The sequence below is a fragment of the Burkholderia sp. AU30198 genome (assembly GCF_020419825.1).
Lineage (GTDB): Bacteria > Pseudomonadota > Gammaproteobacteria > Burkholderiales > Burkholderiaceae > Burkholderia.
Genome location: NZ_JAIZSA010000023.1, coordinates 36,741 through 60,563, shown reverse-complemented (window position 1 = coordinate 60,563; position 23,823 = coordinate 36,741). Strand labels below are relative to the sequence as shown.

Below are 23,823 nucleotides of genomic sequence, written 5' to 3'. Positions count from 1 at the left end.
ACTGCTGCGCGCGGATCCCATCGGCGCGCCATTCGTGCGCGTCGTCCGAATCGACTCAATTGGGGACGATATGAAATTTGCATTCGTATTTCCGGGGCAGGGCTCGCAGGCGGTCGGCATGCTCAACGCATTCGCCGATCTGGCCGTCGTGCGCGAGACGCTCCAGGAAGCGTCCGATGCACTCAATCAGGATCTCGGCAAGCTGATCGCCGAAGGCCCGGCCGAAGAGCTGAATCTCACCGCCAACACGCAGCCCGTGATGCTGACCGCTGCCTACGCGTGCTATCGCGCGTGGCAACAGGCAGGCGGCCCGGCGCCGTCGATCGTCGCCGGCCACAGCCTCGGTGAATACACGGCGCTCGTCGCAGCCGGCGCGCTCGCGTTCAAGGATGCGGTGCCGCTCGTGCGTTTCCGCGCGCAGGCGATGCAGACGGCCGTGCCGGTGGGCCAGGGCGGCATGGCCGCGATCCTGGGCCTCGACGACGACACGGTGCGCGCGGTCTGCGCCGAAGCCGCGGAAGCGGGCGTCGTCGAAGCCGTGAACTTCAATGCCCCCGCGCAGGTCGTTATCGCAGGCAACAAGGCCGCGGTCGAAAAGGCCTGCGAGATCGCGAAGGCGAAGGGCGCGAAGCGCGCGCTGCCGCTGCCGGTGTCGGCGCCGTTCCATTCGTCGCTGCTCAAGCCGGCGTCGGACCAGCTGCGCGACTATCTTGCGAACGTCGACGTCAAGGCGCCGCAGATTCCGGTCGTCAACAACATCGACGTCGACGTGGTCAGCGATCCGGCTGCGATCAAGGACGCGCTGGTGCGCCAGGCCGCGGGCCCGGTGCGCTGGGTCGAGTGCGTGAAGCACATCGGCGGCACGGGCGTCACGCACGTGATCGAATGCGGTCCGGGCAAGGTGCTCGCCGGCCTGACGAAGCGCATCGACGGCAACCTGACGGGTGCGTCGGTGTTCGATCCGGCGTCGCTCGACGAAGCGCTCAAGCTGGTGACCGCCTGACGCGGCACCTTTTCTCAAGAGACGGATATTCGATTCATGGACAAGACTCTCGATAAACAGGTTGCGATCGTCACTGGCGCATCGCGCGGCATCGGCCGTTCGATCGCGCTCGAACTCGCGCGCCTGGGCGCGACGGTGATCGGCACGGCGACGAGCGAATCGGGCGCCGCTGCGATCACCGCGGCGTTCGCGGAAGCGGGCGTCACGGGGCGCGGCGCGGTGCTGAACGTCAACGACGCGGCAGCCGCCGAGGCGCTGATCGACGCGACCGTGAAGGAATTCGGCGCGCTGAACGTGCTCGTCAACAACGCGGGCATCACGCAGGACCAGCTCGCGATGCGCATGAAGGACGAGGACTGGGACGCGGTGATCGACACCAACCTGAAGTCGGTGTTCCGCCTGTCGCGCGCGGTACTGCGCCCGATGATGAAGGCCCGTGGTGGCCGCATCATCAACATCACGTCGGTGGTCGGCTCGGCCGGCAACCCGGGCCAGGTCAACTACGCAGCCGCGAAGGCCGGCGTCGCCGGCATGACCCGTGCGCTCGCGCGTGAAATCGGCAGCCGCGGCATCACCGTGAACTGCGTCGCGCCGGGCTTCATCGACACCGACATGACGAAGACGCTGCCGGAAGAACAACAGGCCGCGCTCAAGACCCAGATTCCGCTCGGCCGCCTCGGCAGCCCGGAAGACATCGCCCATGCCGTCGCGTTCCTCGCATCGCCGCAAGCCGGTTACATCACCGGTACGACGCTGCACGTGAACGGCGGCATGTACATGTCGTAACGATTTTCGTTTACCATCCGCGCCGTATCCCGTTTTTCAGGCGGATAGGCGCTTGATAGACCGTCAAGCCAACGCGCGTTTTGGCGTCAGCAAACCTGATAAAATGCGCGCACTTGTAAATCTGAACTTTCCCTCGGAGGGGTAATGGATAACATCGAACAACGTGTCAAGAAGATCGTCGCAGAACAACTGGGCGTCGCGGAAGCCGAGATCAAGAACGAAGCTTCGTTCGTGAACGACCTGGGTGCCGACTCGCTCGACACCGTCGAACTGGTGATGGCTCTGGAAGACGAGTTCGGCATGGAAATCCCGGACGAAGAAGCAGAGAAGATCACGACCGTTCAGCAAGCGATCGACTACGCTCGCGCAAACGTCAAGGCGTAACAGGCGCCTTTCGCGCTTGTCCGCCACGTCGCCGCGATCTTCGCGATTGACGCGCCATCCTGCCGGCTTCGCGCCGGATGGACTAACAGCCACAGGGCTTGCAGGGCTGGTTCCTGTGGCCACTGTGGCTTTTGTTTTTGTCATCCAATAATGGAAAAGAGGTTACCGTGAGCCGCCGTCGTGTTGTTGTTACAGGCCTTGGGCTGATTTCGCCTGTTGGCAATAATGTTGCCGACGGCTGGGCCAATCTCGTCGCCGGCAAGTCCGGTATTGCCACCGTCACGAAGTTCGATCCGTCGAACCTCGCTGTCCACTTCGCGGGCGAAGTGAAGGGTTTCAGCGCCGAGGAGTACATCCCGGCGAAGGAAGCCCGGAGCATGGATACGTTCATCCATTACGGCATCGCCGCCGGCGTCCAGGCCGTCAAGGACAGCGGGCTGGAAGTGAACGAAGCCAATGCGGAACGCATCGGCGTGATGGTCGGTTCCGGCATCGGCGGCCTGCCGATGATCGAAGATACGCACCAGACCTACGTCGATCGTGGCCCCCGCCGGATTTCGCCGTTCTTCGTGCCGGGTTCGATCATCAACATGATCTCGGGTCACCTGAGCATCATGTTCGGCCTGAAGGGCCCGAATCTCGCGGCCGTCACGGCCTGCACGACCGGCCTGCACAGCATCGGCCTCGCAGCGCGCCTGATCCAGGCCGGCGATGCCGACGTGATGGTCGCAGGTGGTGCCGAATCGACGGTGTCGCCGCTCGGCATCGGCGGTTTCGCGGCAGCGCGCGCGCTGTCGACCCGCAACGACGATCCGGCCAGCGCGTCCCGTCCGTGGGACAAGGACCGCGACGGCTTCGTGCTGGGCGAGGGTGCCGGCGTGATGGTGCTCGAAGAGTACGAAGCGGCGAAGGCACGCGGGGCGAAGATCTACGCGGAAGTCTCGGGCTTCGGCATGACGGGCGACGCGTACCACATGACCGCGCCGAACATGGACGGCCCCCGCCGCTGCATGGTCGCGGCACTGCGCGACGCCGGCCTGAACGCGGATGAGGTCCAGTACCTGAATGCGCACGGCACGTCGACGCCGCTGGGCGACAAGAACGAGTCCGATGCGGTGAAGGCGGCCTTCGGCGAGCATGCGTACAAGCTCGTCGTGAACTCGACGAAGTCGATGACGGGCCACCTGCTGGGCGGCGCGGGCGGCCTCGAATCGGTGTTCACGGTGCTGGCGCTGCACAACAACGTGTCGCCGCCGACCATCAACATCTTCAACCAGGACCCGGAGTGCGATCTCGATTACTGCGCGAACACCGCGCGTGACATGAAGATCGACGTCGCCGTGAAGAACAACTTCGGCTTCGGCGGTACCAACGGCACGCTGGTGTTCAAGCGCGTCTGACGCTGCAATCGCTTGACGAGTCCATTCGATGCTCCGGCCGGGCGTCCGCAGCGCTTTGCGTTGCGGGCCTCGGCCGTGTCGTATTTCGTGCTGGCCGCGTTCGTCGCGTCGGCTGCCGCGTCGGTCTACCTGTTCTGGGCGCCGCGCGCGGGCGCTGCCGTCGGCGCATGCGTGTCGGCCGCGACGGCAGCGCTGCTGGCCGTGTACGCCGTGCGGGCCTGTGCCCGCCGGCTGCCGGCCGAGCTGAGGATCGACGCATTCGGGGAAATTGCGGCGTTTGGCCGCATCGGGCGCCTGCTGGCCCGCGGCCGCGTGACGGGCCATGCGCACTGGAGCAGCCTGTTGCTGGTGCTGTCGGTCGGGCAGGGTGCCCGGCGGGCCCGGCCGCTGCTGATTCCGGCCGATGCGCTCGATGCCGCGTCGTTCAGCGCGCTTTCCGTGCTGGCGAGAACGGCGGGCGCGGCGGGGCGGGCGTGACGGCGGCGCGGTTACGTACCGTAACCAGCGTCCGGCGTGGGAACGCTACAATATTGCTCCGCGTTGCATCCCTAGTTAACGGATTTGTCAGGTGAGTGAAAAAGAAATCGATCAGGCTCTGGTCGAGCGCGTACAGAAGGGCGACAAGGCAGCGTTCGAACTCCTGGTCTCCAAATACCACCGCAAGATCATTCGGCTGATCTCGCGCCTCGTGCGGGATCCCGCCGAGGTCGAGGATGTGGCCCAGGACGCGTTCATCAAGGCGTATCGTGCGCTGCCGCAATTCCGCGGCGAATCGGCGTTCTATACGTGGTTGTACCGAATTGCCGTCAACACGGCGAAGAACTACCTTGCGACGCAAGGCCGCCGGGCGCCGACTTCGACCGAGGCCGATGCGGAGGAAGCGGAAACTTTCTCCGACGCAGACCAACTAAGGGATATCAACACGCCTGAGTCGATGTTGATGAGCAAGCAGATTGCCGAGACGGTCAACGCTGCGATGGCTCTGCTGCCCGAAGAACTGCGCCAGGCAATCACGCTGCGCGAGATCGAGGGCCTGAGCTACGAAGAGATCGCGGAAATGATGGGCTGTCCGATCGGGACGGTCCGGTCGCGGATCTTCCGTGCACGCGAGGCAATCGCTGCCAAATTGCGTCCGCTGCTCGATACGCCCGAAGGCAAGCGCTGGTAAGCGCGACAGGCGGAGCGACGCGGGTCGGGGTCTAGTTACGGATAGAGTCGTGAAGTCACGACGGGGTGTGCAAGATGGGGAGCATCATGGGGTCGGTCAATACGCAGTCGCAAGCGTGCTCGCGCGGCGAGCGCCTTTCCGCGCTGGTCGATGGCGAAATGTTCGATGGCCCGGACAACGGGCAGTTTCTGGCTGAGCTCAACCGCGCGGATCGCGCTGCGTGGGCCCATTACCACCTGATCGGCGATGCGCTGCGCTCCGACGAGCTCGCGCTGTCGCCCGCGCTGAGCGTCGCGTTCACCGCGCGCATGTCGGCTGCGCTCGAAAGCGAGCCGCACCTGCTCGCGCCGGCGGCCGCGCCCGTCGCGCGCAAGCTGCTGTCGCTGCGCCGGCGCGTCGTGCCCGCGTTCGCGGTCGCTGCTGCCGCGGCCACGCTGACGTGGATCGTCGTCCCGCAAATGCAGGTGGCCGGTGCCCCGGGTGCCGTCCAGGTCGCGTCGGCCGGTGCGCCGCAAGGCGGCAACCTGCAGCGCGTGACGGTTGCGCAGGCATCGGCCCAGCCGGGGCTGCAGGACGTCAACATCATTCGCGACGCCAGCCTCGACCAATACCTTGAAGCGCACCAGCAATTCGCGCAGCAGCCCGTCGTCACGGGTTCGATGCCGCTGATCCGCGCTGCCGTGACCACCACGCCAGGCCAATAAACCCGATGCGGACATTGCAGTTGAATCACGCCATCTCCGGATGGAAGCGGCTGCCGGCCCTCCTGCTTTGCGCAGCCGCCCTGTTGTCCGTTCAATCCCTTCCTGCCAGCGCCCAGCAACCGGACGATCCCGTCGCGACCCGCAAGGGTGCCGCGGACTGGCTCGACCGTGTCCAGCAGGCGGCGCAGCAGCAGAGCTACGAAGGCACGTTCGTCTATCAGCGCGGCGGGTATGTACAGTCGTCGCGCATCGCGCACGTCTCGTCCCGCGACGGCGAATTCGAGCGCATCGAGACGCTCGACGGCAAGCCGCGCAAGCTGCTGCGCCATAACGACGAGCTGTACACGTTCGTGCCCGAGCGCAAACTGTGCGTGGTCGAACGCCGTCAGACACGCGACTCGTTCCCCGCGCTCCTCGGCGCGAGCGGCGAGCACGTGATGTCCGTCTACGACGCAAAGTCGCTCGGCAAGGATCGCGTGGCGGGGATCGACGCGCAGGTCGTCGAGCTCGTGCCGAAGGATGCGTACCGCTTCACGTACAAGCTGTGGGCCGACGCGCGCACCGGGCTGCTGCTGCGTTCGCAGACGCTCGATGCGAACGATCACGTGCTCGAGCAGATCGCGTTCTCGCAATTGCAGGCGGGCGGCGCAAGCGGCGACAAGGCCGCGATCGCGGCCGGCATGCGCAACCTGAACGGCTGGACGGTCGTGCGTCCGCCGGTCGCGACAGTCGACATGGAAGCGCAGGGCTGGCAGCTCGCACCGGGCGTGGCCGGTTTCCAGAAGATTCGTGAAGTGCGCCGGCCGATGGCCGCGCGCGACGCGGGCGAGCCGCCGATCCCGGTCGACCAGGCCGTCTTCACCGACGGCCTCGCGACGATCTCGGTCTTCATCGAGCCGGCCGAAAAGAATACGCGCAAGGAAGGCGCGGGCAGCACCGGTGCAACGAACGTGCTCGTGAAGCGCCGCGGCGACTACTGGATCACCGTGCTCGGTGAAGTGCCGCCGGCTACGTTGCAGCAGTTCGCGTCTGCCATAGAATACAAGGCTTCCAAGTAACGCTACGGCTTCCGACATGATGAAACTCACGCTGCGCAAATGGCTCGCGGCCGCGGCGCTGTCTGCCTGCTTGCCGCTCGTGCCGCATACCGCGTTCGCGGTGACGGCTCCCGCTGCCAGCCTGCCCGACTTCGCCGATCTGGTCGAAAAGGTCGGGCCGGCCGTCGTGAACATCCGGACCACCGCCAACGTGCCGACGAGCAGCGGCCCGCGCGGGATGCTCCCGCCGGGCTTCGACAACGGCGACATGTCGGAATTCTTCCGGCGCTTCTTCGGCATTCCGCTGCCGCAGGCGCCCGGCAACGGTAGCGGCAATGGCGGCGGCAATCCGAAGAGCGCGCCGACGCCGGACAATCCGCCCGACACCGAACAGAATCGCGGTGTCGGCTCGGGTTTCATCGTGTCGGCCGACGGTTACGTGATGACCAATGCGCACGTCGTCGACGATGCGGACACCATCTACGTGACGCTGACCGACAAGCGCGAATTCAAGGCGAAGCTGATCGGCGTCGACGATCGCACGGACGTCGCGGTCGTCAAGATCCAGGCGTCGAACCTGCCGGTCGTCGCGATCGGCGATTCGAACAAGGTGCGCGTCGGCGAGTGGGTCGTCGCGATCGGGTCGCCGTTCGGCCTCGACAACACCGTGACGGCCGGCATCGTCAGCTCGAAGAGCCGCAATACCGGCGACTACCTGCCGTTCATCCAGACCGACGTCGCCGTGAACCCCGGCAACTCGGGTGGCCCGCTGATCAACATGCAGGGCGAGGTGATCGGCATCAACTCGCAGATCTACAGCCGTACCGGCGGCTTCATGGGCATCTCGTTCGCGATCCCGATCGACGAGGCGATGCGCGTGGCCGACCAGCTGAAGGCGACGGGCAAGGTCACGCGCGGCCGGATTGCGGTCGCGATCGGCGAAGTGACGAAGGACGTGGCCGATTCGATCGGGCTGCCGAAGGCGGAAGGTGCGCTCGTCAGCAGCGTCGAGCCGGGCGGTCCGGCCGACAAGGCGGGCATCCAGCCGGGTGACATCATCCTGAAGTTCAATGGTCGTTCGGTCGATACGGCGTCGGATCTGCCGCGCATGGTCGGCGACACGAAGCCCGGCACCAAGGCGACGGTCAGCGTATGGCGCAAGGGTCAGGCACGCGATCTGCCGATCACGATCGCGGAGACGCCGGCCGAATCGACGGCGAAGGCCGAGCAGCGCAAGAACGTGCCGCAGAAGCCGCGCCAGACCAATTCGCTCGGTCTGACGGTCAGCGACCTGACGGCGGAGCAACTGAAGACGCTGAAGCTGAAGGGCGGCGTGCAGATCGACGGCGTCGACGGCCCGGCCGCCCGTGCGGGCCTGCAGCGCGGCGACGTCGTGCTGCGTGTCGGCGACACCGACATCACGAACGCGAAGCAGTTCGCCGACGTGACCGCGCAGCTCGATCCGCAGAAGGCGGTCGCGGTGCTCGTGCGGCGCGGCGACAACACGCAGTTCGTGCCGGTGCGGCCGCGCCAGAAGTAACGCGCCGATGTTTACGCTCTACGGCCGCGGCTGGTGCCACCTGTGCGACGACATGCGCGACGCACTGGCGCCGGTGGCGGCCGAATTCGGCGTCGCGGTCGATTACGTCGACATCGACGCCGATGCGGCGCTCGTCGCCCGCTACGACGAGGACGTGCCGGTGCTGCTGCTGGATGGTACGGAAGTGTGCCGTCACCGGTTCGACGAGGCGCGGGTGCGCGACGTGCTCGCGGCCCGGCGGTGAGCAGCCTGGCATGTCGCCGGTCGGCGTCGCTTCGCGCGGGACTTTCCCGGACGGGCACCCACGGCCGGGCACCGCGGGGCACGGCTCCCCGAAATACCGCCCGGCAAAGGCCTTTTCGGCTAAAATAAGCTGTTTTTTCACCGACTTACACAAGGCGTGCTCTGCAGTCGTCGAGCGCGCCTTTTTCGCTTGATCGGCACTGAATGGATCATATTCGCAATTTCTCGATCATCGCGCACATCGACCATGGCAAGTCGACGCTCGCGGATCGCATCATCCAAGTATGCGGCGGCCTCGCCGACCGTGAAATGGAAGCGCAAGTGCTCGACTCGATGGATATCGAGCGCGAGCGCGGCATCACGATCAAGGCGCAGACGGCCGCACTGTCCTATCGCGCCCGCGATGGCAAGGTCTACAACCTGAACCTGATCGACACGCCCGGGCACGTCGACTTCTCGTACGAAGTCAGCCGTTCGTTGTCCGCGTGCGAAGGTGCACTGCTGGTCGTCGATGCAAGCCAGGGCGTCGAGGCGCAGACGGTCGCGAACTGCTACACGGCGATCGAGCTCGGCGTCGAGGTCGTGCCCGTGCTGAACAAGATCGACCTGCCGGCCGCGAACCCCGAGAACGCGATCGAGGAGATCGAGGACGTGATCGGCATCGACGCGGCCGACGCGACGCGTTGCAGCGCGAAGACGGGGCTCGGCGTCGAGGACGTGCTCGAGTCGCTGATCGCGAAGGTGCCGCCGCCGAAGGGCGATCCGGCCGCGCCGCTGCAGGCGCTCATCATCGATTCGTGGTTCGACAACTACGTCGGCGTCGTGATGCTCGTACGCATCGTCAACGGCACGCTGCGCCCGAAGGACAAGATCAAGCTGATGGCGACCGGCGCGCAGTATCCGGTCGAGCACATCGGCGTGTTCACGCCGAAGTCGCGCAATCTCGAAACGCTGTCGGCCGGGCAGGTGGGTTTCATCATCGCCGGCATCAAGGAACTGACGGCAGCGAAGGTGGGCGACACCGTCACGCACGTGACCAAGGCGGCCGTCGAGCCGCTGCCGGGCTTCAAGGAAGTGAAGCCGCAGGTGTTCGCGGGGCTGTATCCGGTCGAAGCCAACCAGTACGACGCACTGCGCGAATCGCTCGAAAAGCTGAAGCTGAACGACGCGTCGCTGCAGTACGAGCCGGAAGTGTCGCAGGCGCTCGGCTTCGGTTTCCGCTGCGGCTTCCTCGGCCTGCTGCACATGGAAATCGTGCAGGAGCGGCTTGAGCGCGAGTTCGACATGGACCTCATCACGACCGCGCCAACGGTTGTCTACGAGGTCATGATGAGCGACGGCGCGATCGTCAAGGTCGAGAATCCAGCGAAGATGCCGGAGCCGCCGAAGATCGAGGAGATTCGCGAGCCGATCGTCACGGTGAACCTGTACATGCCGCAGGACTACGTCGGCTCCGTGATCACGCTGTGCGAGCAGAAGCGCGGATCGCAGATCAACATGCAATATCACGGCCGTCAGGTGCAACTGACCTACGAGATCCCGATGGCCGAGATCGTGCTCGATTTCTTCGACCGCCTGAAGTCGGTGTCGCGCGGCTACGCGTCGATGGACTACGAGTTCAAGGAATACCGCGCGGCCGACGTCGTGAAGGTCGACATGCTGATCAACGGCGACAAGGTCGATGCGTTGTCGGTCATCGTCCACCGTTCGAAGTCGCAGTACCGCGGCCGCGAAGTGGCTGCGAAGATGCGCGAGATCATTCCGCGCCAGATGTACGACGTGGCGATCCAGGCTACGATCGGCGCGCACATCATTGCCCGCGAGAACATCAAGGCGCTGCGCAAGAACGTGCTGGCGAAGTGCTACGGCGGCGACATCTCGCGAAAGAAGAAACTGCTCGAAAAGCAGAAAGCGGGTAAGAAACGAATGAAGCAGGTGGGTTCGGTCGAGATCCCGCAGGAAGCGTTCCTTGCGATCTTGCGCGTCGAAGACAAATAACAGGACTGATCCTTTTATGAATTTTGCGCTGATTCTTTTTGTGCTCGTCGTCTTGACGGGCGTAGCGTGGGTGCTGGACAAACTGGTGTTCCTGCCGCAACGGCGCAAGGCGGCCGACTCTGCGATCGAGGAGTTCGATCGCCAGCAGTCGCGCATCGACAAGCGCTTCGCGGATGAAAACGCCGTGCAGACGCGTTCGAAGCTGCGTGACGAAAAGCTGCGCCAGCCGTGGTGGCTCGAGTACACGGCGAGCTTTTTTCCGGTGATCCTGGCGGTGTTCGTCGTGCGTTCGTTCGTCGTCGAGCCGTTCAAGATTCCGTCGGGCTCGATGGTGCCGACGCTGCTCGTCGGCGATTTCATCCTCGTCAACAAGTTCGAATACGGGCTGCGCCTGCCGGTCACGAACACGAAGATCACGCAGGGCAGCCCGCTGTCGCGCGGCGACGTCGTCGTGTTCCGTTATCCGAAGGACGAGTCGGTCGACTACATCAAGCGCGTGATCGGCTTGCCGGGCGATACCGTTGCTTACCAGGACAAGCAACTCACGATCAACGGCCAGCCGGTGCCCGAAACGCCGCTGCCCGATTTCTTCGACGACGAGCGCCAGAATTACGCGAAGCAGTTCGAGGAAACGATCGGCAACAAGAAGAACGCAATCCTCAACAACCCGGCCGTGCCGCCGTTCGTGATGGGCGCATACGACTATCCGTTTCGCGACAACTGCACGTACAACAGTCGCGGCGTGATCTGCAAGGTGCCGCCCGGTCACTACTTCATGATGGGCGACAACCGCGACAACAGTGCGGACAGCCGCTACTGGGGTTTCGTGCCGGACCAGAACATCGTTGGCCGTGCGTTCTTCATCTGGATGAACTTCAGCGACCTGAAGCGCATCGGTTCCTTCAACTGATCGCATTCGACTCATTCGCACTACGCGATGCACGGGCCGCGTCGCGTAGTGCCGAACTACTTTAAGAACCGGCGGTAACACCGCCTCGTCACGCCTTTTCGTGTCCGGCCGTGCCGTTTCGGCCCGACCGGCGCCCGCGTTATACTTCTGCACATGCCCCTATCCCAGTTGGAAAGCCGGCTGCGCTACGAATTTCGCAATGCGGAATTGTTGCGCCAGGCTTTGACCCATCGTAGTCACAGTGCCACGCACAACGAACGGCTCGAGTTTCTCGGCGATTCCGTTCTGAATTGCGCGGTGGCCGCCCTTTTGTTCCAGCGTTTCAGCAAGCTGGACGAAGGCGATCTGTCGCGCGTACGCGCCAACCTCGTCAAACAGCAGTCGCTGTACGAAATTGCTCAGGCCCTGAATATCTCGGACGGGCTGCGGCTCGGCGAGGGCGAATTGCGCAGCGGTGGGTTCCGCCGCCCGTCGATCCTCGCGGACGCGTTCGAAGCCATCATCGGGGCCGTGTTCCTCGATGGCGGCTTCGAAGCCGCCCAAGGGGTCATCAAGCGCCTCTATATCCCGATTCTCGACCACATCGATCCGCGCACGCTCGGCAAGGACGCGAAGACGCTGCTGCAGGAGTACCTGCAGGGGCACAAGATCGCGCTGCCGACTTACACGGTGGTCGCGACGCATGGTGCGGCGCACAATCAGCAATTCGAAGTCGAATGCACGGTGCCGAAGCTCGACGTGAAGGTGTCGGGCTCCGGTGCGAGCCGGCGCGCGGCCGAGCAGGCCGCCGCGAAGAAGGCGCTCGATGAAGTGATGGCGGCCGCCCCGATGCTGGCCACGAAGCCGAAGCGCTCGAAAAACGCGCGCGGGTCGAAGCATGTCGAACCCGAAATCGTGCCGGGCGTGAAGGGCGTGCAGGAAGCGCTCGACCTGCGCTCGCCGGAGCGGAAGGAACGCGCGGCGGCGCGCGAGGCGAGGGCAGCCGGTGTGGCGCCCGCGGCAACCGCGGAGACCGGTACCGAGCCGGCCGCGGCACCGATGGCCGCGATTCGCGCGGCGCATGTCGACGCGGCCGCGGAGAAGGGCGAGCGGGCGGCGAAGCCGGCGGCCGACAAGGCTGTCGACAAGCCGGCCGAGCGAGCCGACAAGGCTGCGGAAAAGCCCGCGGACGCCGTACCTGCTGCGCGTGCAGCCGACAAGCCGGCTGGCCAGGTCGCCGATCCGGCGTCTTCGTCCGCCGACAAGTCTTCCGCCGGTACCGACCCCGCTTCGCGCGCGGCTGCGCGCACACGCGACGCCGCGGCGCCGGATTCCGAGACGCCGCCGGGCGGCGCGAGCCTCGCTGCCGCACAGGCGCGCGTGGCCGATGCCGACCACTGAATTGCCCATCGATCGTGCCGCGCGCCGCGCGGCCGTTTCCGAACCTGTCTCCCAAACGATATGAACACTCCCGCTCCTACCGGTTTCCGTTGCGGCATGATCGCGATCGTGGGCCGCCCGAACGTCGGCAAGTCGACGTTGATGAACGCACTCGTCGGCCAGAAGATCAGCATCACGTCGCGCAAGGCGCAGACGACCCGCCACCGCATCACCGGCATCAATACGTTTGACGACGCGCAATTCGTGTTCGTCGACACGCCGGGCTTCCAGACCCGCCACAGCACCGCGCTGAACCGTTCGCTGAACCGCGCGGTCACGTCGACGCTCACGTCAGTCGACGTGATCCTGTTCGTGATCGAGGCCGGCCGCTTCGGGCCCGACGACCAGAAGGTGCTCGACCTGATCCCGCCCGGCATGCCGACGCTGCTGATCGCGAACAAGATCGACCGCGTGAACGACAAGGCGACGCTGTTCCCGTTCATGCAGCAGATGAGCGGGCTGCGCGAATTCACCGAGCTCGTGCCGTTGTCGGCGCAGCGCCCGGAAGACATCAAGCGCCTGCTGGACACGATCAAGCCGTACCTGCCGGAAGGCGAGCCGATCTACGGCGAGGACGAACTCACCGATCGCAGCTCGCGCTTCCTCGCGGCCGAAATCCTGCGCGAGAAGGTGTTCCGCTGGACCGGCGACGAACTGCCGTACACGAGTACCGTGCTGATCGACAAGTTCGAGGAGGAAGGGCGCCTGAAGCGCATCTTCGCGACGATCCTCGTCGAACGCGATTCGCACAAGGCGATGGTGATCGGCAAGAAGGGCGAGAAGCTCAAGCAGATCAGCACCGAAGCGCGGATGGACATGGAGAAGCTGTTCGACGGCCCCGTGTACCTCGAGACCTTCGTGAAGGTGAAGAGCGGCTGGGCCGACAACGAGGCGGGGCTGCGTGCCTATGGGTACGAATGACGCGCTGACGTCGACCGAAGACGCGGTGACGGCCGGCGCGAACGACGCGCCGCTGCCGGCACCGCCCGAACCGCCGCGCAAGGCGCGGCGCGCGACGTCTCGCACGTCCGATTTCCGCGTCGCCGAGCAGCCGGCATACGTGCTGCACAGTTACCCGTATCGGGAAACGAGCCTGATCATCGACGTGCTGACGCGTGATCATGGCCGGCTCGCGCTCGTCGCGAAGGGCGCGAAGCGCCCGCACTCTGCGTTGCGCGGCGTACTGCAGACCTTCCAGCCGCTGCTGCTGTCCTGGTCGGGCAAATCCGAAGTGCGCACGCTGACGGGCGCCGAGTGGGTCGGCGGGATGCTGCCGCTCGGCGGCGATGGGCTGCTGTGCGGCTTCTACGCGAACGAGCTGCTCGTGAAATTCTGCGCGCGCGAAGATCCCCAGCCGCCGCTCTTCAATCATTACGTGCTGACCCTCACGCGCCTCGCGCACGGCGAGCCCGCGGTGCAGGTGCTGCGCTCGTTCGAGCGCGTGCTGCTGCGCGAAACCGGCTATGCGATGGCGCTGAACCGCACGGTCGCGCGCCGCGCGGTCGAGCCCGATCGCCGCTACGTGTTCGATCCCGAGCGCGGCGTGCGCAATGCGGACGACGAAGTCCCGTCGCACTGGCCGGTGATTTCCGGACAGACGTTGCTCGATATGGAGCAGGACGATTACCATCGAGCCCAGACGGTTGCGCAAAGCAAGACGCTGATGCGCTTCCTGCTGAACACCTATCTCGGCGGTACGCCGCTTGCCACGCGTCAGATCCTGATCGACCTGCAAAACCTATGAGCTTCTTCCTGACAACGCCCACCGCCATCGACCTCGGCGTGAACATCGACCACGTCGCGACGCTGCGCAATGCGCGCGGCACGACCTATCCCGATCCGATCCGCGCGGCGCTGGCCGCGGAAGAAGCCGGTGCGGATGCGATTACGCTGCACCTGCGCGAGGATCGCCGCCACATCGTCGATGCGGATGTGCGCAAGCTGCGCCCGCTGCTGAAGACGCGCATGAACCTCGAGTGCGCGGTGACGGCCGAGATGCTCGATATCGCATGCGAAGTGCGCCCGCATGACGCGTGCCTCGTGCCCGAGAAGCGCGAGGAACTGACGACCGAAGGCGGTCTCGATGTCGCCGGCCACTTCGAGGCCGTGCGGGCGGCATGCAAGCAACTTGCCGACGTGGGCGTGCGCGTGTCGCTGTTCATCGACCCGGACGAGACGCAGATCCGTGCCGCGCACGAAGCGGGCGCGCCGGTGATCGAGCTGCACACGGGCCGTTATGCCGAAGCGCACGACGAAGCCGAACAGCAACGCGAATACGAGCGCATCGTCGCGGGCGTTCAGGCCGGCGCGCAGCTCGGCCTGAAGGTCAATGCGGGTCACGGGCTGCATTACACGAACGTGCAGCAGATCGCCGCGATCGACGGCATCGTCGAACTGAACATCGGCCATGCGATCGTCGCGCACGCGATCTTCGCGGGCTGGGACAACGCGGTGCGCGAAATGAAGGCGATCATGGTCGCTGCACGCGTTGCCGCGCTGCATGGCGGCGCGCGCTGAAGATGAAGCGCCGCCGCGCGTCGCGCGTGATGCCTGACCCGGCCTTGCCGGGTCGCACCGGTGCGCACTGACATGGCGATCTACGGCATCGGTACCGACATCGCCCAGGTGAGCCGCATCGCGGCCGTGCTCGAACGCACGGGCGGCCGGTTTGCCGAGAAGGTGTTGGGTCCCGACGAGCTGCGCGTGTTCCATGCGCGCCGCGCCCGATCCGAGGCGCGCGGCATCGCGTTCCTCGCGACGCGCTTTTCCGCGAAGGAAGCGTTCTCGAAGGCGATCGGGCTCGGCATGCACTGGCCGATGACGTGGCGTGCGCTGCAGACCCTCAATCACCCGAGTGGCGAACCGTACGTGGTCGCGTCGGGCGAGCTGGCCGACTGGCTGGCCGCCCGTGGCATCACGGCGCGCGTGACGGTCAGCGACGAACGCGACTACGCGGTGTCGTTCGTGATCGCCGAGACGGACGCCGCGCCTGCACCTGTTTCCCGAACCTCCTCCTGACGGAATTTCCGATTCGATGAAAACGACTCCCGGCCCGGTCATGCTCGACGTCGTCGGCACGGCCCTGTCGCGCGATGACGCGCGGCGCCTCGCGCATCCGAATACCGGCGGCGTGATCCTGTTCGCGCGGCACTTCCAGAACCGTGCGCAACTGACCGCGCTGACCGACTCGATCCGCGCGGTGCGCGAAGACATCCTGATTGCCGTCGATCACGAAGGCGGGCGCGTGCAGCGGTTCCGCACCGACGGCTTCACGGTGCTGCCCGCGATGCGCCGCCTCGGCGAGCTGTGGGATCGCGACGTGCTGCTCGCGGCGAAGGTCGCCACGGCCGTCGGCTACATCCTGGCCGCCGAGCTGCGTGCCTGCGGGATCGACATGAGCTTCACGCCCGTGCTCGACCTCGACTACGGGCACTCGAAAGTGATCGGCGATCGCGCGTTTCATCGCGATGCGCGCGTCGTCACGCTGCTCGCGAAGAGCCTGAATCACGGGCTGTCGCTCGCCGGGATGGCGAACTGCGGCAAGCATTTCCCGGGGCACGGCTTCGCGGAGGCCGATTCGCACGTCGCGCTGCCGACCGACGACCGCACGCTCGATGCGATCCTCAAGCAGGACGTCGCGCCGTACGACTGGCTCGGCCTGTCGTTGTCCGCGGTGATTCCGGCGCACGTGATCTACACGGAGGTCGACAAGCGCCCGGCCGGTTTCTCGCGCGTGTGGCTGCAGGACATCCTGCGCGGGCGGCTCGGCTTCACGGGCGCGATCTTCAGCGACGACCTGTCGATGGAAGCCGCGCGCGAAGGCGGCACGCTCACGCAGGCGGCCGACGCCGCGCTCGCGGCCGGTTGCGACATGGTGCTCGTCTGCAACCAGCCGGACGCGGCCGAGGTCGTGCTGAACGGGCTGAAAGCGCGAGCCACGGACGAGTCGGTGCGACGCATCAAGCGGATGCGCGCGCGCGGCAAGGCGCTCAAGTGGGACAAGCTGATCGCGCAGCCCGAGTACCTGCAGGCGCAGGCGCTGTTGAGCAGCGCACTGGCCTGAGCGGGGAGGGGATGGCGCGATTTGCGTGCGCCATTCCGGTCACCGAAACAAAAAGCCGCGCAATTGCGCGGCTTTTTTATGGATTGCTGCCGGTGCGAACCAGGCAGCTTCTGGAATCAAGCAGGTCGACGAAGGGAGCGTTAGCGCAACTAACGGTCAAACCCTGCCAGACCCTGCAAGCATCGCTGCCCGCTTAGTTCACCTTCATCCGCTGCAACTTGTTGTACAGCGTCTTCGGGCTGATGCCGAGCAGCGTTGCCGCGCGGTGGCGCGTGCCGCCGACTGCGTCGAGCGTCGCGCGGATCAGCAGATCCTCGACGTCGGACAGCGGCGTGCCGACCTTGATCTGCACGCTGCTGCCGTTCAGCGCGGCGCCGGCCGAGAAGCTCGGCTCGCCCGCGCGCAGCGTCTCGATGAAATCGCCCGATGCGTCGTACGCGAAGCGCACGCGCTCCTGCAGCTCGCGCACGTTGCCCGGCCATTCGTAGGACAGGCATTCGCGCACGAAGCCCGGCGCCGCGCGCTTGTCGGTCGTGCTGCGGCCGGTTGCGCGCGCGTCGCGGTTCAGTTCGTCGATCAGTGCGTCGGCGATCGCAAGCGCGTCGCCGTCGCGCTCGCGCAGCGGCGGCATCGTGATCGATGCCGCATCGAGGCGCAACCACAGATCCTCGCGCAGCGTGCCGTTTGCGACCGCTTCGCGCGCCGGACGGCGTGTGGTCGCGATCAGCCGGAAATCGCTCGTGATCGAGCTCGTGCCGCCGATCCGCATGAAGTTCTGCGAATCGAGCGCATGCAGTAGCGCTTCCTGCAGCACGAGCGGCAGCGCGGTGATTTCGTCGAGGAACAGCGTGCCGCCGCCGGCCTGTTCGAACAGGCCCGATTCGCGGCGCTCGGCGCCGTCGAACGCGCCGCGCTCATGGCCGAACAGCACGCTGTCGAGCGATGCGCCGTGCCGGCCTGCCTGCGCGATCGTCCGGCAGTCGAACGACACGAACGGCCCCTTGCGGCGCCGGCTCAGGTCGTGCAGCGTGCGCGCGGCCAGCTTCTTGCCGGTACCGGCTTCGCCCGAGAACAGGACGGCCGTTTCGGTGCGCGCGTTGTGCTCGATCATGTCGTACACGTGCTGCATCGCGTCGCTGCGGCCGACCAGCGCGCCGAAGCGGCCGAGATGGCGCAGCGACGCGCGCAACGCCTGCACTTCGTCGATCAGTTCGTACGGGCGCGGGATCCGCGCGAGCAGGCTGCGCAGGCGCGGAATGTTGATCGGCTTCAGCAGGTAGTCCCAGATGCCGTGACGCAGGCCCTCGATGGCGCTTTCGACCGTCGCATTGCCCGTCAGCACGATGACGGGCAGCGAGCCGTTCGGCTGTTGCTGCGGCAGGTGCTGGAGCAGGTCGAACCCGCTGCCGTCCGGCAGGTTCAGGTCGACGAGAACGACGTCGGGAATGGAGCGGCCGAGCGCCGTGCGCGCTTCGGCGAGCGACGTGGCCGTGTCGACCGAGAAGCCGTCCGCGGCGAGCAGCGCGGTGAGGCCGGACAGACTGTTGGGATCGTCTTCGACAATCAGGGCGTGTGGCATGGTGGACGCGAGTCGAGTCAAGAGAGGCGGGCTGTCGGCCAACGGGGCCGCAACCGCATGTCAGATTAAAAACTGATTTTATGCCCCGCTGAACGCGTAACGAGCATTATTTCTCCGGCGCTATAAAACAGTTACCGATGATACAAATTGAATATCTTTACCGGTGGATTTTGTGCTTTATATGAGCCTGACCCCGGCCCGGTTGTTGGCGCCGGACAAACAAAAAGCGCCCCGAGGGGCGCTTTGTTCGATGCGGGTATCGCTGGCGATTACGCGCGGCTGCGGTATTCGTTCGTACGCGTATCGATTTCGATCTTGTCGCCGGTGTTGCAGAAGAGCGGAACTTGCAGTTCGAAGCCCGTTGCGAGCTTGGCTTTCTTCAGCACCTTGCCCGACGACGTGTCGCCCTTGACTGCCGGCTCCGTGTAGATGATCTCGCGAACGAGGGTCGTCGGCAGTTCGACCGAGATCGCCTTCTCGTTGTAGAACACGACTTCGCAAGCCATGCCGTCTTCGAGGTAGTTCAGCGCTTCGCCCATCATTTCCGCTTCGACTTCGAACTGGTTGTAGTCGGCGTCCATGAACACGTACATCGGATCGGCGAAGTACGAGTACGTCACTTCCTTGCGATCGAGCACGACGACGTCGAACTTGTCGTCGGCCTTGTAGACCGATTCCTGGCCTGCGTTCGTCAGCAGGTTCTTCATCTTCATCTTGACGACGGCCGAGTTACGGCCCGACTTGTTGTATTCAGCCTTGGCGATGACCCAAGCGTCGCTGCCGATCTGCACGACGTTGCCTACGCGGAGTTCCTGTGCGGTTTTCATAAAAAACTGTCCTGATCAAATCAAATAAATAGGTGCCTGAGCGTTGCGCAACGGCTGACGGTGCAAGCGTGCGTTCCGGTGGACGCCAAAAGCGAGCGCTTGCCTGGTCAGCCGTCGGATAACCGCTTATTTTAACTGAGATTTTGCGTATTCCGCCAGCTTTCCGGCGAGATCGCCGACGGCCGCGAGCGCGTCGGCCCAGCGGGACGCGTTCGCGTCCAGTGCGGCGCGGTGCTGCCAGAAATCGGCCCAGTCGGGCGTGCCGACGCCGTTCCATGCATGCCAGAACCGCTTGAGCGCCGCGCGCGGTGCGTCGGCGAGGCCGGCCGACAGGTGCGCGAGCGCGGCATCGAGCTTCGGCAGATGCACGTCGTCGGCCTGCGGGTAGATGTGCCACACGAACGGCTTGCGTGCCCACTGCGCCCGGACGAACGAATCCTCGCCGCGCACGAAATTGATGTCGGCCACCCACAGCAACGGATCGTAGTCGGCCTGAGGGACGAACGCGAGCCCATGGGCAGTCAGGTTGCCGCTGTTCGCATGTGCGCCCGCGCCGAACGACTCGACCCCGAAAAAACGCGCGACGGCAGGCGACACACGACCGGCCGGCACGAGTGCGACGACCGGCGACGGGCCGTCGCGCCACTGCGCGAGCAGCGCGTCGACGGCCGGATTCTCGTAGGCGAACAGGCTGACGACCGTCGTGCCGGGGGCCGGCGGCGGGCCGCCAGTCGCGCGCCGCCACCACGCGTCGCGCGCCGCGGCGTCGGTTTCGAAGGCCGTGCGGCGCGTATCGAGATCGTGCTCCTTCAGGACGCCACCGGTGCCGGCCGACAGGCCGGGGAAGAAAAACGTCTTCAGCAGCGGGTAGCGCGGATGCGGCGACGGCCGCAGATGGAAATCGGCGACCCAGTCCTCGGCGCTCAGGTATTCGAGGTTGATCCACACGGGGCGACGGGCGCGGCGCGCCATCGCCGCGAGATACGCGCCGGGCAGCTCGCACGCGAACGCTTCGATCACGACATCGGCGATCTCCAGCGCGTCGCCGACTTCCGCATGCCAGTGCTCGATCACGATCGTGTCGACCGTCTGCCGCCCCGCGTCGGGATCGACCCCGGGCAGCAGGCGCGCGAACGTGCGCAGGTCGTCGACGAACAGGCGAACCTGCCAGCCGTGCTCGTGCGCGAGCTGGCGCGCGACGCGCCAGCAGACGCCGATGTCGCCGAAATTGTCGACTACCGTACAGAAGAGGTCGCAGGCGATCGGTTCGCCCGGCGCGAGCGGCGCGGCGGGCAGAGGGGCAGCGGTGGTGCGTGGCATCGAAGCGGGCCGGTGAATGCTCTAAACTGGCGATTCTAATAGACCCGTTCCGCGTTACAAGGCGCCCGGATCACGCATGACATCCCCTGAAGCTTCCGATACCCCGTTCGAACCGAAGAAGATCCTGGCGCAGTTGCCGCACATGCCGGGCGTCTATCGCTATTACGACACGGCGGGCGCCGTGCTCTATGTCGGCAAGGCTCGCGATCTGAAGAAGCGCGTATCGAGCTATTTCACGAAGACGCAGCTGTCGCCGCGCATCGCGATGATGGTCACGCGCATCGCGCGCATCGAGACGACCGTCACGCGTTCGGAGGCCGAGGCGCTGCTGCTCGAGAACAACCTGATCAAGGCGCTCGCGCCGCGCTACAACATCCTGTTTCGCGACGACAAGTCGTATCCGTACCTGAAGCTCACCGCGCACCGCTTTCCGCGGATGGCCTACTACCGCGGCTCGGTCGACAAGCAGAACCAGTATTTCGGGCCGTTCCCGAGCGCCTGGGCCGTGCGCGAGAGCATCCAGATCCTGCAGCGCGTGTTCCAGTTGCGCACCTGCGAGGATTCGGTCTTCAACAACCGCACGCGGCCGTGCCTGCTGCACCAGATCGGGCGCTGCACGGCACCGTGCGTCGGCGCGATCTCCGACGAGGATTACGCGATCGACGTGTCGAACGCCGCGCGCTTCCTGCTCGGCCGGCAGTCCGAAGTGATGAAGGAGCTCGAGCAGAAGATGCACGCGTTCGCGGCCGAGCTGAAATTCGAGCAGGCGGCGGCCGTGCGCAACCAGATGAGCTCGCTCGCGACGGTGCTGCACCAGCAGGCGATCGAGGTCGGCAGCGACAGCGACGTCGACATCCTGGCTGTCGTCGCGCAGGGCGGGCGCGTGTGCGTGAACCTCGCGATGGTGCGTGGCGGCCGGCATCTCGGCGACAAGGCGTATTTCCCGGCGCACGTCGAAAGCGCGCTGACGCTCGCGGAGGGCGGTATCGGCGACGAGTCCGAGCAGGCGGAGGCGGCCACCGCGGCCGCCGACGTATTGCTGCCCGACCTGCCTGCGGAAGAACCCGGCCGCGCGCGTGGCGACGCGGCGGCGTCGGTCGAGGCCGAGGTGCTCGACGCGTTCATCGCGCAGCACTATCTCGGCAATCGCGTACCGCCCGTGCTCGTCGTGAGCCATGCGCCCGCGAGCCGCGACCTGCTCGAGCTGCTGTCCGAGCAGGCCGGCCACAAGGTGTCGCTGGTGCGGCAACCGCAGGGGCAGCGGCGCGCGTGGCTGTCGATGGCCGAACAGAATGCGCAGATCGCGCTGATGCGGCTGCTGTCCGAGCAGGGCTCGCAGCAGGCGCGCACGCGAGCGCTCGCGGAGACGCTCAGCTACGAATGCGACGATCTCGCGACACTGCGGATCGAATGCTTCGACATCAGTCATACGATGGGCGAGGCGACGCAGGCGTCGTGCGTGGTCTACCACCATCACAAGATGCAGTCGGGCGAGTACCGCCGCTACAACATCACCGGGATCACGCCGGGCGACGACTACGCGGCGATGCGGCAGGTGCTCACGCGCCGCTACGAGAAGATGGTCGAGCAGGCCGCGCAGGCGGCTGCCGCCGACGATGCGGCCGGGATCGACGGGGAGTCGACGCGCCAGGCCGAGGCGTCGAGCCTGTTGCCGAACATCGTGCTGATCGACGGCGGCAAGGGTCAGGTCGAAATCGCGCGCCAGGTGTTCACCGAGCTCGGCCTCGACACGTCGATGCTGGTCGGCGTCGCGAAAGGCGAGGGACGCAAGGTCGGCCTCGAGACGCTCGTGTTCGCGGACGGCCGCACGCCGCTCGAACTCGGCAAGGAGAGCGCCGCGCTGATGCTCGTCGCGCAGATCCGCGACGAGGCGCACCGCTTCGCGATCACCGGGATGCGCGCGAAGCGCGCGAAGGCGCGCCAGACGTCGCGGCTCGAGGAGCTCGAGGGTGTCGGCGCGAAGCGCCGGCAGCGGCTGCTCGCGCGGTTCGGCGGGTTGCGCGGCGTGGTTGCCGCGAGCGTCGAGGAACTCGCGAGCGTCGAGGGCATCTCGCACGCGCTCGCCGAGCAGATCTACAAGCAGCTTCACTGACGCGGCCGTGCGGCCGGCCGCGTTGCCAGCGTTCTTGTGGCAGGCCGGTCGACACGGCACAATTGCGAATCCTTTACTGTCCCGCATGCCATGCCGTTCAATTTCCCGATTTTCCTGACGTGGGTACGGATCGTGCTGATTCCGCTCGTCGTCGGCGTGTTCTATCTGCCGGACACGGTGATGGGCGGCGCGCACCGCAATCTCGCGGCGGCGGCGATCTTCATACTCGCGGCGCTGACTGACTGGTTCGACGGCTATCTCGCCCGCAAGTGGAACCAGACGTCGTCGTTCGGCGCATTTCTCGATCCGGTGGCGGACAAGCTGATGGTGACGGCCGCGCTGCTGATCCTCGTGCAGATTTCGCGGGTCGACGCGGCGATCGCACTCGTGATCGTCGGCCGCGAGATCGCGATTTCGGCGCTGCGCGAGTGGATGGCACAGATCGGCGCGTCGAAGAGCGTTGCGGTGAACCAGCTCGGCAAGTTCAAGACCGCCTGCCAGATGGTCGCGATTCCGATGCTGCTGTTCTACGGGCCGCTGCCGCTCGGCGTCGCGACGATCGACACGCGCGTGTGGGGCGAATGGCTGATGTATCTCGCCGCGGTGCTGACGATCTGGTCGATGCTGTACTACATGAAGCTCGCATGGCCGCAAATTCGCGAGCGCGGGGGCGCGTGATACGTCCGGTCGAGCAGGTTTTTGGAAAAAGGGCTGGAAAAGCCCTTGACACACGAATGTGCCTTCGACATAATCTCGCTTCTCCGCTGCACGACGAAGTAAGTGTGTGACGGGGAAGCAGTAGCGCAGCAATACGCGGGAGTAGCTCAGTTGGTAGAGCGCAACCTTGCCAAGGTTGAGGTCGCGAGTTCGAGACTCGTCTCCCGCTCCAGATTTTTCTGGCAGCGTGTTGTACGGCAAAGCGCTGCAGATGCAGGACACATGCGGGAGTAGCTCAGTTGGTAGAGCGCAACCTTGCCAAGGTTGAGGTCGCGAGTTCGAGACTCGTCTCCCGCTCCAGATTTTATCTGGCAGCGTGTTGTACGGCGAAGCGCTGCAGATGCAGGACAATGCGGGAGTAGCTCAGTTGGTAGAGCGCAACCTTGCCAAGGTTGAGGTCGCGAGTTCGAGACTCGTCTCCCGCTCCAAGTAATGGGGAAGCCACGCTTCCCTTTTTATTTGATGGACTGATGGTCCTCGAATAAAAAATCTGTCGCTTGCCTCACGGCATCCGGACAGTCCGCTTTTGGCGCGATAGCAAAGCGGTTATGCAGCGGCCTGCAAAGCCGTTTAGGCCGGTTCGACTCCGGCTCGCGCCTCCAAGTAGAACGA

At 65.6% G+C, this 23,823-nt stretch carries 23 protein-coding genes and 4 tRNA genes; 24 read left to right on the top strand and 3 right to left on the bottom strand.

Translation table 11 applies throughout. From position 1 onward, the window contains the following. Window positions 1-70 precede the first annotated feature (70 nt). The 18 genes from fabD to nagZ all read left to right on the top strand — a co-directional run bounded on the left by fabD (window position 71) and on the right by nagZ (window position 16,655). Window positions 71-1,003, top strand: coding sequence for an ACP S-malonyltransferase (fabD, locus tag LGN19_RS34565; protein WP_226219715.1), 933 nt, complete (start codon window positions 71-73; stop codon window positions 1,001-1,003). A gap of 36 nt (window positions 1,004-1,039) precedes the next feature. After that, on the top strand, window positions 1,040-1,789 hold the full coding sequence (fabG, locus tag LGN19_RS34560; protein WP_006476504.1) for a 3-oxoacyl-ACP reductase FabG: 750 nt from the start codon (window positions 1,040-1,042) through the stop codon (window positions 1,787-1,789). A 144-nt stretch (window positions 1,790-1,933) separates the two neighbouring features. Beyond that, a complete protein-coding gene (gene acpP, locus LGN19_RS34555) occupies window positions 1,934-2,173 on the top strand; it encodes an acyl carrier protein (protein ID WP_004197638.1) in 240 nt (79 codons plus the stop codon). A gap of 167 nt (window positions 2,174-2,340) precedes the next feature. Then, a complete protein-coding gene (gene fabF / locus LGN19_RS34550; RefSeq protein ID WP_226219714.1) occupies window positions 2,341-3,573 on the top strand; it encodes a beta-ketoacyl-ACP synthase II in 1,233 nt (410 codons plus the stop codon). A gap of 12 nt (window positions 3,574-3,585) precedes the next feature. Further along, window positions 3,586-4,050, top strand: coding sequence for a hypothetical protein (locus LGN19_RS34545; RefSeq protein ID WP_226219713.1), 465 nt, complete (start codon window positions 3,586-3,588; stop codon window positions 4,048-4,050). 91 nt (window positions 4,051-4,141) lie between these two features. Continuing rightward, window positions 4,142-4,741, top strand: a complete 600-nt coding sequence (gene rpoE / locus LGN19_RS34540; RefSeq protein ID WP_006490873.1) for an RNA polymerase sigma factor RpoE — start codon at window positions 4,142-4,144, stop codon at window positions 4,739-4,741. Between the two features lie 86 nt (window positions 4,742-4,827). Next, on the top strand, window positions 4,828-5,445 hold the full coding sequence (locus LGN19_RS34535; RefSeq protein WP_226219712.1) for a sigma-E factor negative regulatory protein: 618 nt from the start codon (window positions 4,828-4,830) through the stop codon (window positions 5,443-5,445). 5 nt (window positions 5,446-5,450) lie between these two features. Next, entirely contained in the window at window positions 5,451-6,503 is a 1,053-nt protein-coding gene (locus LGN19_RS34530) for a MucB/RseB C-terminal domain-containing protein (RefSeq protein ID WP_122944841.1), read from the top strand. Between the two features lie 16 nt (window positions 6,504-6,519). After that, window positions 6,520-8,022: a DegQ family serine endoprotease gene (locus LGN19_RS34525; protein WP_122944842.1), complete on the top strand. Its 1,503-nt coding sequence runs from the start codon at window positions 6,520-6,522 to the stop codon at window positions 8,020-8,022. A gap of 7 nt (window positions 8,023-8,029) precedes the next feature. Beyond that, entirely contained in the window at window positions 8,030-8,266 is a 237-nt protein-coding gene (locus tag LGN19_RS34520) for a glutaredoxin family protein (protein WP_226219711.1), read from the top strand. 203 nt (window positions 8,267-8,469) lie between these two features. After that, on the top strand, window positions 8,470-10,263 hold the full coding sequence (lepA, locus tag LGN19_RS34515; protein ID WP_226219710.1) for a translation elongation factor 4: 1,794 nt from the start codon (window positions 8,470-8,472) through the stop codon (window positions 10,261-10,263). 16 nt (window positions 10,264-10,279) lie between these two features. Further along, window positions 10,280-11,173 carry a signal peptidase I gene (lepB, locus tag LGN19_RS34510; protein ID WP_011351413.1) on the top strand — a complete coding sequence of 298 codons (894 nt, stop codon included), beginning with the start codon at window positions 10,280-10,282 and terminating at the stop codon, window positions 11,171-11,173. A gap of 153 nt (window positions 11,174-11,326) precedes the next feature. Continuing rightward, the gene (gene rnc, locus LGN19_RS34505; RefSeq protein ID WP_226219709.1) at window positions 11,327-12,553 is read left to right on the top strand and encodes a ribonuclease III; all 1,227 of its coding nucleotides are present in this window, start codon (window positions 11,327-11,329) and stop codon (window positions 12,551-12,553) included. Window positions 12,554-12,613: 60 nt separating this feature from the next. Next, a complete protein-coding gene (era, locus tag LGN19_RS34500) occupies window positions 12,614-13,513 on the top strand; it encodes a GTPase Era (RefSeq protein WP_122944846.1) in 900 nt (299 codons plus the stop codon). After that, the gene (gene recO / locus LGN19_RS34495) at window positions 13,500-14,336 is read left to right on the top strand and encodes a DNA repair protein RecO (protein ID WP_011351416.1); all 837 of its coding nucleotides are present in this window, start codon (window positions 13,500-13,502) and stop codon (window positions 14,334-14,336) included. Before era ends, recO begins: the two co-directional genes overlap by 14 nt. Then, entirely contained in the window at window positions 14,333-15,109 is a 777-nt protein-coding gene (pdxJ, locus tag LGN19_RS34490; RefSeq protein WP_031400031.1) for a pyridoxine 5'-phosphate synthase, read from the top strand. Before recO ends, pdxJ begins: the two co-directional genes overlap by 4 nt. 72 nt (window positions 15,110-15,181) lie before the next feature. Next, complete coding sequence (acpS, locus tag LGN19_RS34485) at window positions 15,182-15,610, top strand: holo-ACP synthase (protein ID WP_122944847.1); 429 nt, start codon at window positions 15,182-15,184, stop codon at window positions 15,608-15,610. Window positions 15,611-15,626: 16 nt separating this feature from the next. After that, on the top strand, window positions 15,627-16,655 hold the full coding sequence (gene nagZ, locus LGN19_RS34480; RefSeq protein ID WP_226219708.1) for a beta-N-acetylhexosaminidase: 1,029 nt from the start codon (window positions 15,627-15,629) through the stop codon (window positions 16,653-16,655). A gap of 193 nt (window positions 16,656-16,848) precedes the next feature. Here the strand turns inward: nagZ and LGN19_RS34475 are convergent, their stop codons facing one another. The 3 genes from LGN19_RS34475 to earP all read right to left on the bottom strand — a co-directional run bounded on the left by LGN19_RS34475 (window position 16,849) and on the right by earP (window position 20,381). Beyond that, the gene (locus LGN19_RS34475) at window positions 16,849-18,234 is read right to left on the bottom strand and encodes a sigma-54-dependent transcriptional regulator (protein WP_174960323.1); all 1,386 of its coding nucleotides are present in this window, start codon (window positions 18,232-18,234) and stop codon (window positions 16,849-16,851) included. Window positions 18,235-18,503: 269 nt separating this feature from the next. Then, window positions 18,504-19,061 carry an elongation factor P gene (efp, locus tag LGN19_RS34470; RefSeq protein ID WP_175221279.1) on the bottom strand — a complete coding sequence of 186 codons (558 nt, stop codon included), beginning with the start codon at window positions 19,059-19,061 and terminating at the stop codon, window positions 18,504-18,506. A 126-nt stretch (window positions 19,062-19,187) separates the two neighbouring features. Next, window positions 19,188-20,381, bottom strand: coding sequence for an elongation factor P maturation arginine rhamnosyltransferase EarP (gene earP, locus LGN19_RS34465; RefSeq protein WP_226219707.1), 1,194 nt, complete (start codon window positions 20,379-20,381; stop codon window positions 19,188-19,190). A 76-nt stretch (window positions 20,382-20,457) separates the two neighbouring features. Here earP and uvrC point away from each other — a divergent pair, with 76 nt between their 5' ends. From uvrC to LGN19_RS34435, 6 genes are all read left to right on the top strand, one after another. Next, window positions 20,458-22,494: an excinuclease ABC subunit UvrC gene (uvrC, locus tag LGN19_RS34460; protein WP_226219706.1), complete on the top strand. Its 2,037-nt coding sequence runs from the start codon at window positions 20,458-20,460 to the stop codon at window positions 22,492-22,494. 90 nt (window positions 22,495-22,584) lie between these two features. Continuing rightward, a complete protein-coding gene (pgsA, locus tag LGN19_RS34455) occupies window positions 22,585-23,172 on the top strand; it encodes a CDP-diacylglycerol--glycerol-3-phosphate 3-phosphatidyltransferase (protein ID WP_011351424.1) in 588 nt (195 codons plus the stop codon). Between the two features lie 135 nt (window positions 23,173-23,307). Next, window positions 23,308-23,383, top strand: a tRNA-Gly gene (locus LGN19_RS34450). A gap of 52 nt (window positions 23,384-23,435) precedes the next feature. Further along, window positions 23,436-23,511, top strand: a tRNA-Gly gene (locus LGN19_RS34445). A gap of 52 nt (window positions 23,512-23,563) precedes the next feature. Then, window positions 23,564-23,639 (top strand) — tRNA-Gly (locus LGN19_RS34440). Between the two features lie 100 nt (window positions 23,640-23,739). Continuing rightward, a tRNA-Cys gene (locus tag LGN19_RS34435) sits at window positions 23,740-23,813 on the top strand. Window positions 23,814-23,823 lie beyond the last annotated feature (10 nt).

Coding starts and splice junctions, on each gene's coding strand:
- fabD (WP_226219715.1), top strand. CDS start 71: ATGAAATTTGCATTCGTATTTCCGGGGCAGGGCTCGCAGGCGGTCGGC.
- fabG (WP_006476504.1), top strand. CDS start 1,040: ATGGACAAGACTCTCGATAAACAGGTTGCGATCGTCACTGGCGCATCG.
- acpP (WP_004197638.1), top strand. CDS start 1,934: ATGGATAACATCGAACAACGTGTCAAGAAGATCGTCGCAGAACAACTG.
- LGN19_RS34535 (WP_226219712.1), top strand. CDS start 4,828: ATGGGGTCGGTCAATACGCAGTCGCAAGCGTGCTCGCGCGGCGAGCGC.
- LGN19_RS34530 (WP_122944841.1), top strand. CDS start 5,451: ATGCGGACATTGCAGTTGAATCACGCCATCTCCGGATGGAAGCGGCTG.
- LGN19_RS34525 (WP_122944842.1), top strand. CDS start 6,520: ATGATGAAACTCACGCTGCGCAAATGGCTCGCGGCCGCGGCGCTGTCT.
- LGN19_RS34520 (WP_226219711.1), top strand. CDS start 8,030: ATGTTTACGCTCTACGGCCGCGGCTGGTGCCACCTGTGCGACGACATG.
- lepA (WP_226219710.1), top strand. CDS start 8,470: ATGGATCATATTCGCAATTTCTCGATCATCGCGCACATCGACCATGGC.
- lepB (WP_011351413.1), top strand. CDS start 10,280: ATGAATTTTGCGCTGATTCTTTTTGTGCTCGTCGTCTTGACGGGCGTA.
- rnc (WP_226219709.1), top strand. CDS start 11,327: ATGCCCCTATCCCAGTTGGAAAGCCGGCTGCGCTACGAATTTCGCAAT.
- era (WP_122944846.1), top strand. CDS start 12,614: ATGAACACTCCCGCTCCTACCGGTTTCCGTTGCGGCATGATCGCGATC.
- recO (WP_011351416.1), top strand. CDS start 13,500: ATGGGTACGAATGACGCGCTGACGTCGACCGAAGACGCGGTGACGGCC.
- pdxJ (WP_031400031.1), top strand. CDS start 14,333: ATGAGCTTCTTCCTGACAACGCCCACCGCCATCGACCTCGGCGTGAAC.
- acpS (WP_122944847.1), top strand. CDS start 15,182: ATGGCGATCTACGGCATCGGTACCGACATCGCCCAGGTGAGCCGCATC.
- nagZ (WP_226219708.1), top strand. CDS start 15,627: ATGAAAACGACTCCCGGCCCGGTCATGCTCGACGTCGTCGGCACGGCC.
- LGN19_RS34475 (WP_174960323.1), bottom strand. CDS start 18,234: ATGCCACACGCCCTGATTGTCGAAGACGATCCCAACAGTCTGTCCGGC.
- efp (WP_175221279.1), bottom strand. CDS start 19,061: ATGAAAACCGCACAGGAACTCCGCGTAGGCAACGTCGTGCAGATCGGC.
- earP (WP_226219707.1), bottom strand. CDS start 20,381: ATGCCACGCACCACCGCTGCCCCTCTGCCCGCCGCGCCGCTCGCGCCG.
- uvrC (WP_226219706.1), top strand. CDS start 20,458: ATGACATCCCCTGAAGCTTCCGATACCCCGTTCGAACCGAAGAAGATC.
- pgsA (WP_011351424.1), top strand. CDS start 22,585: ATGCCGTTCAATTTCCCGATTTTCCTGACGTGGGTACGGATCGTGCTG.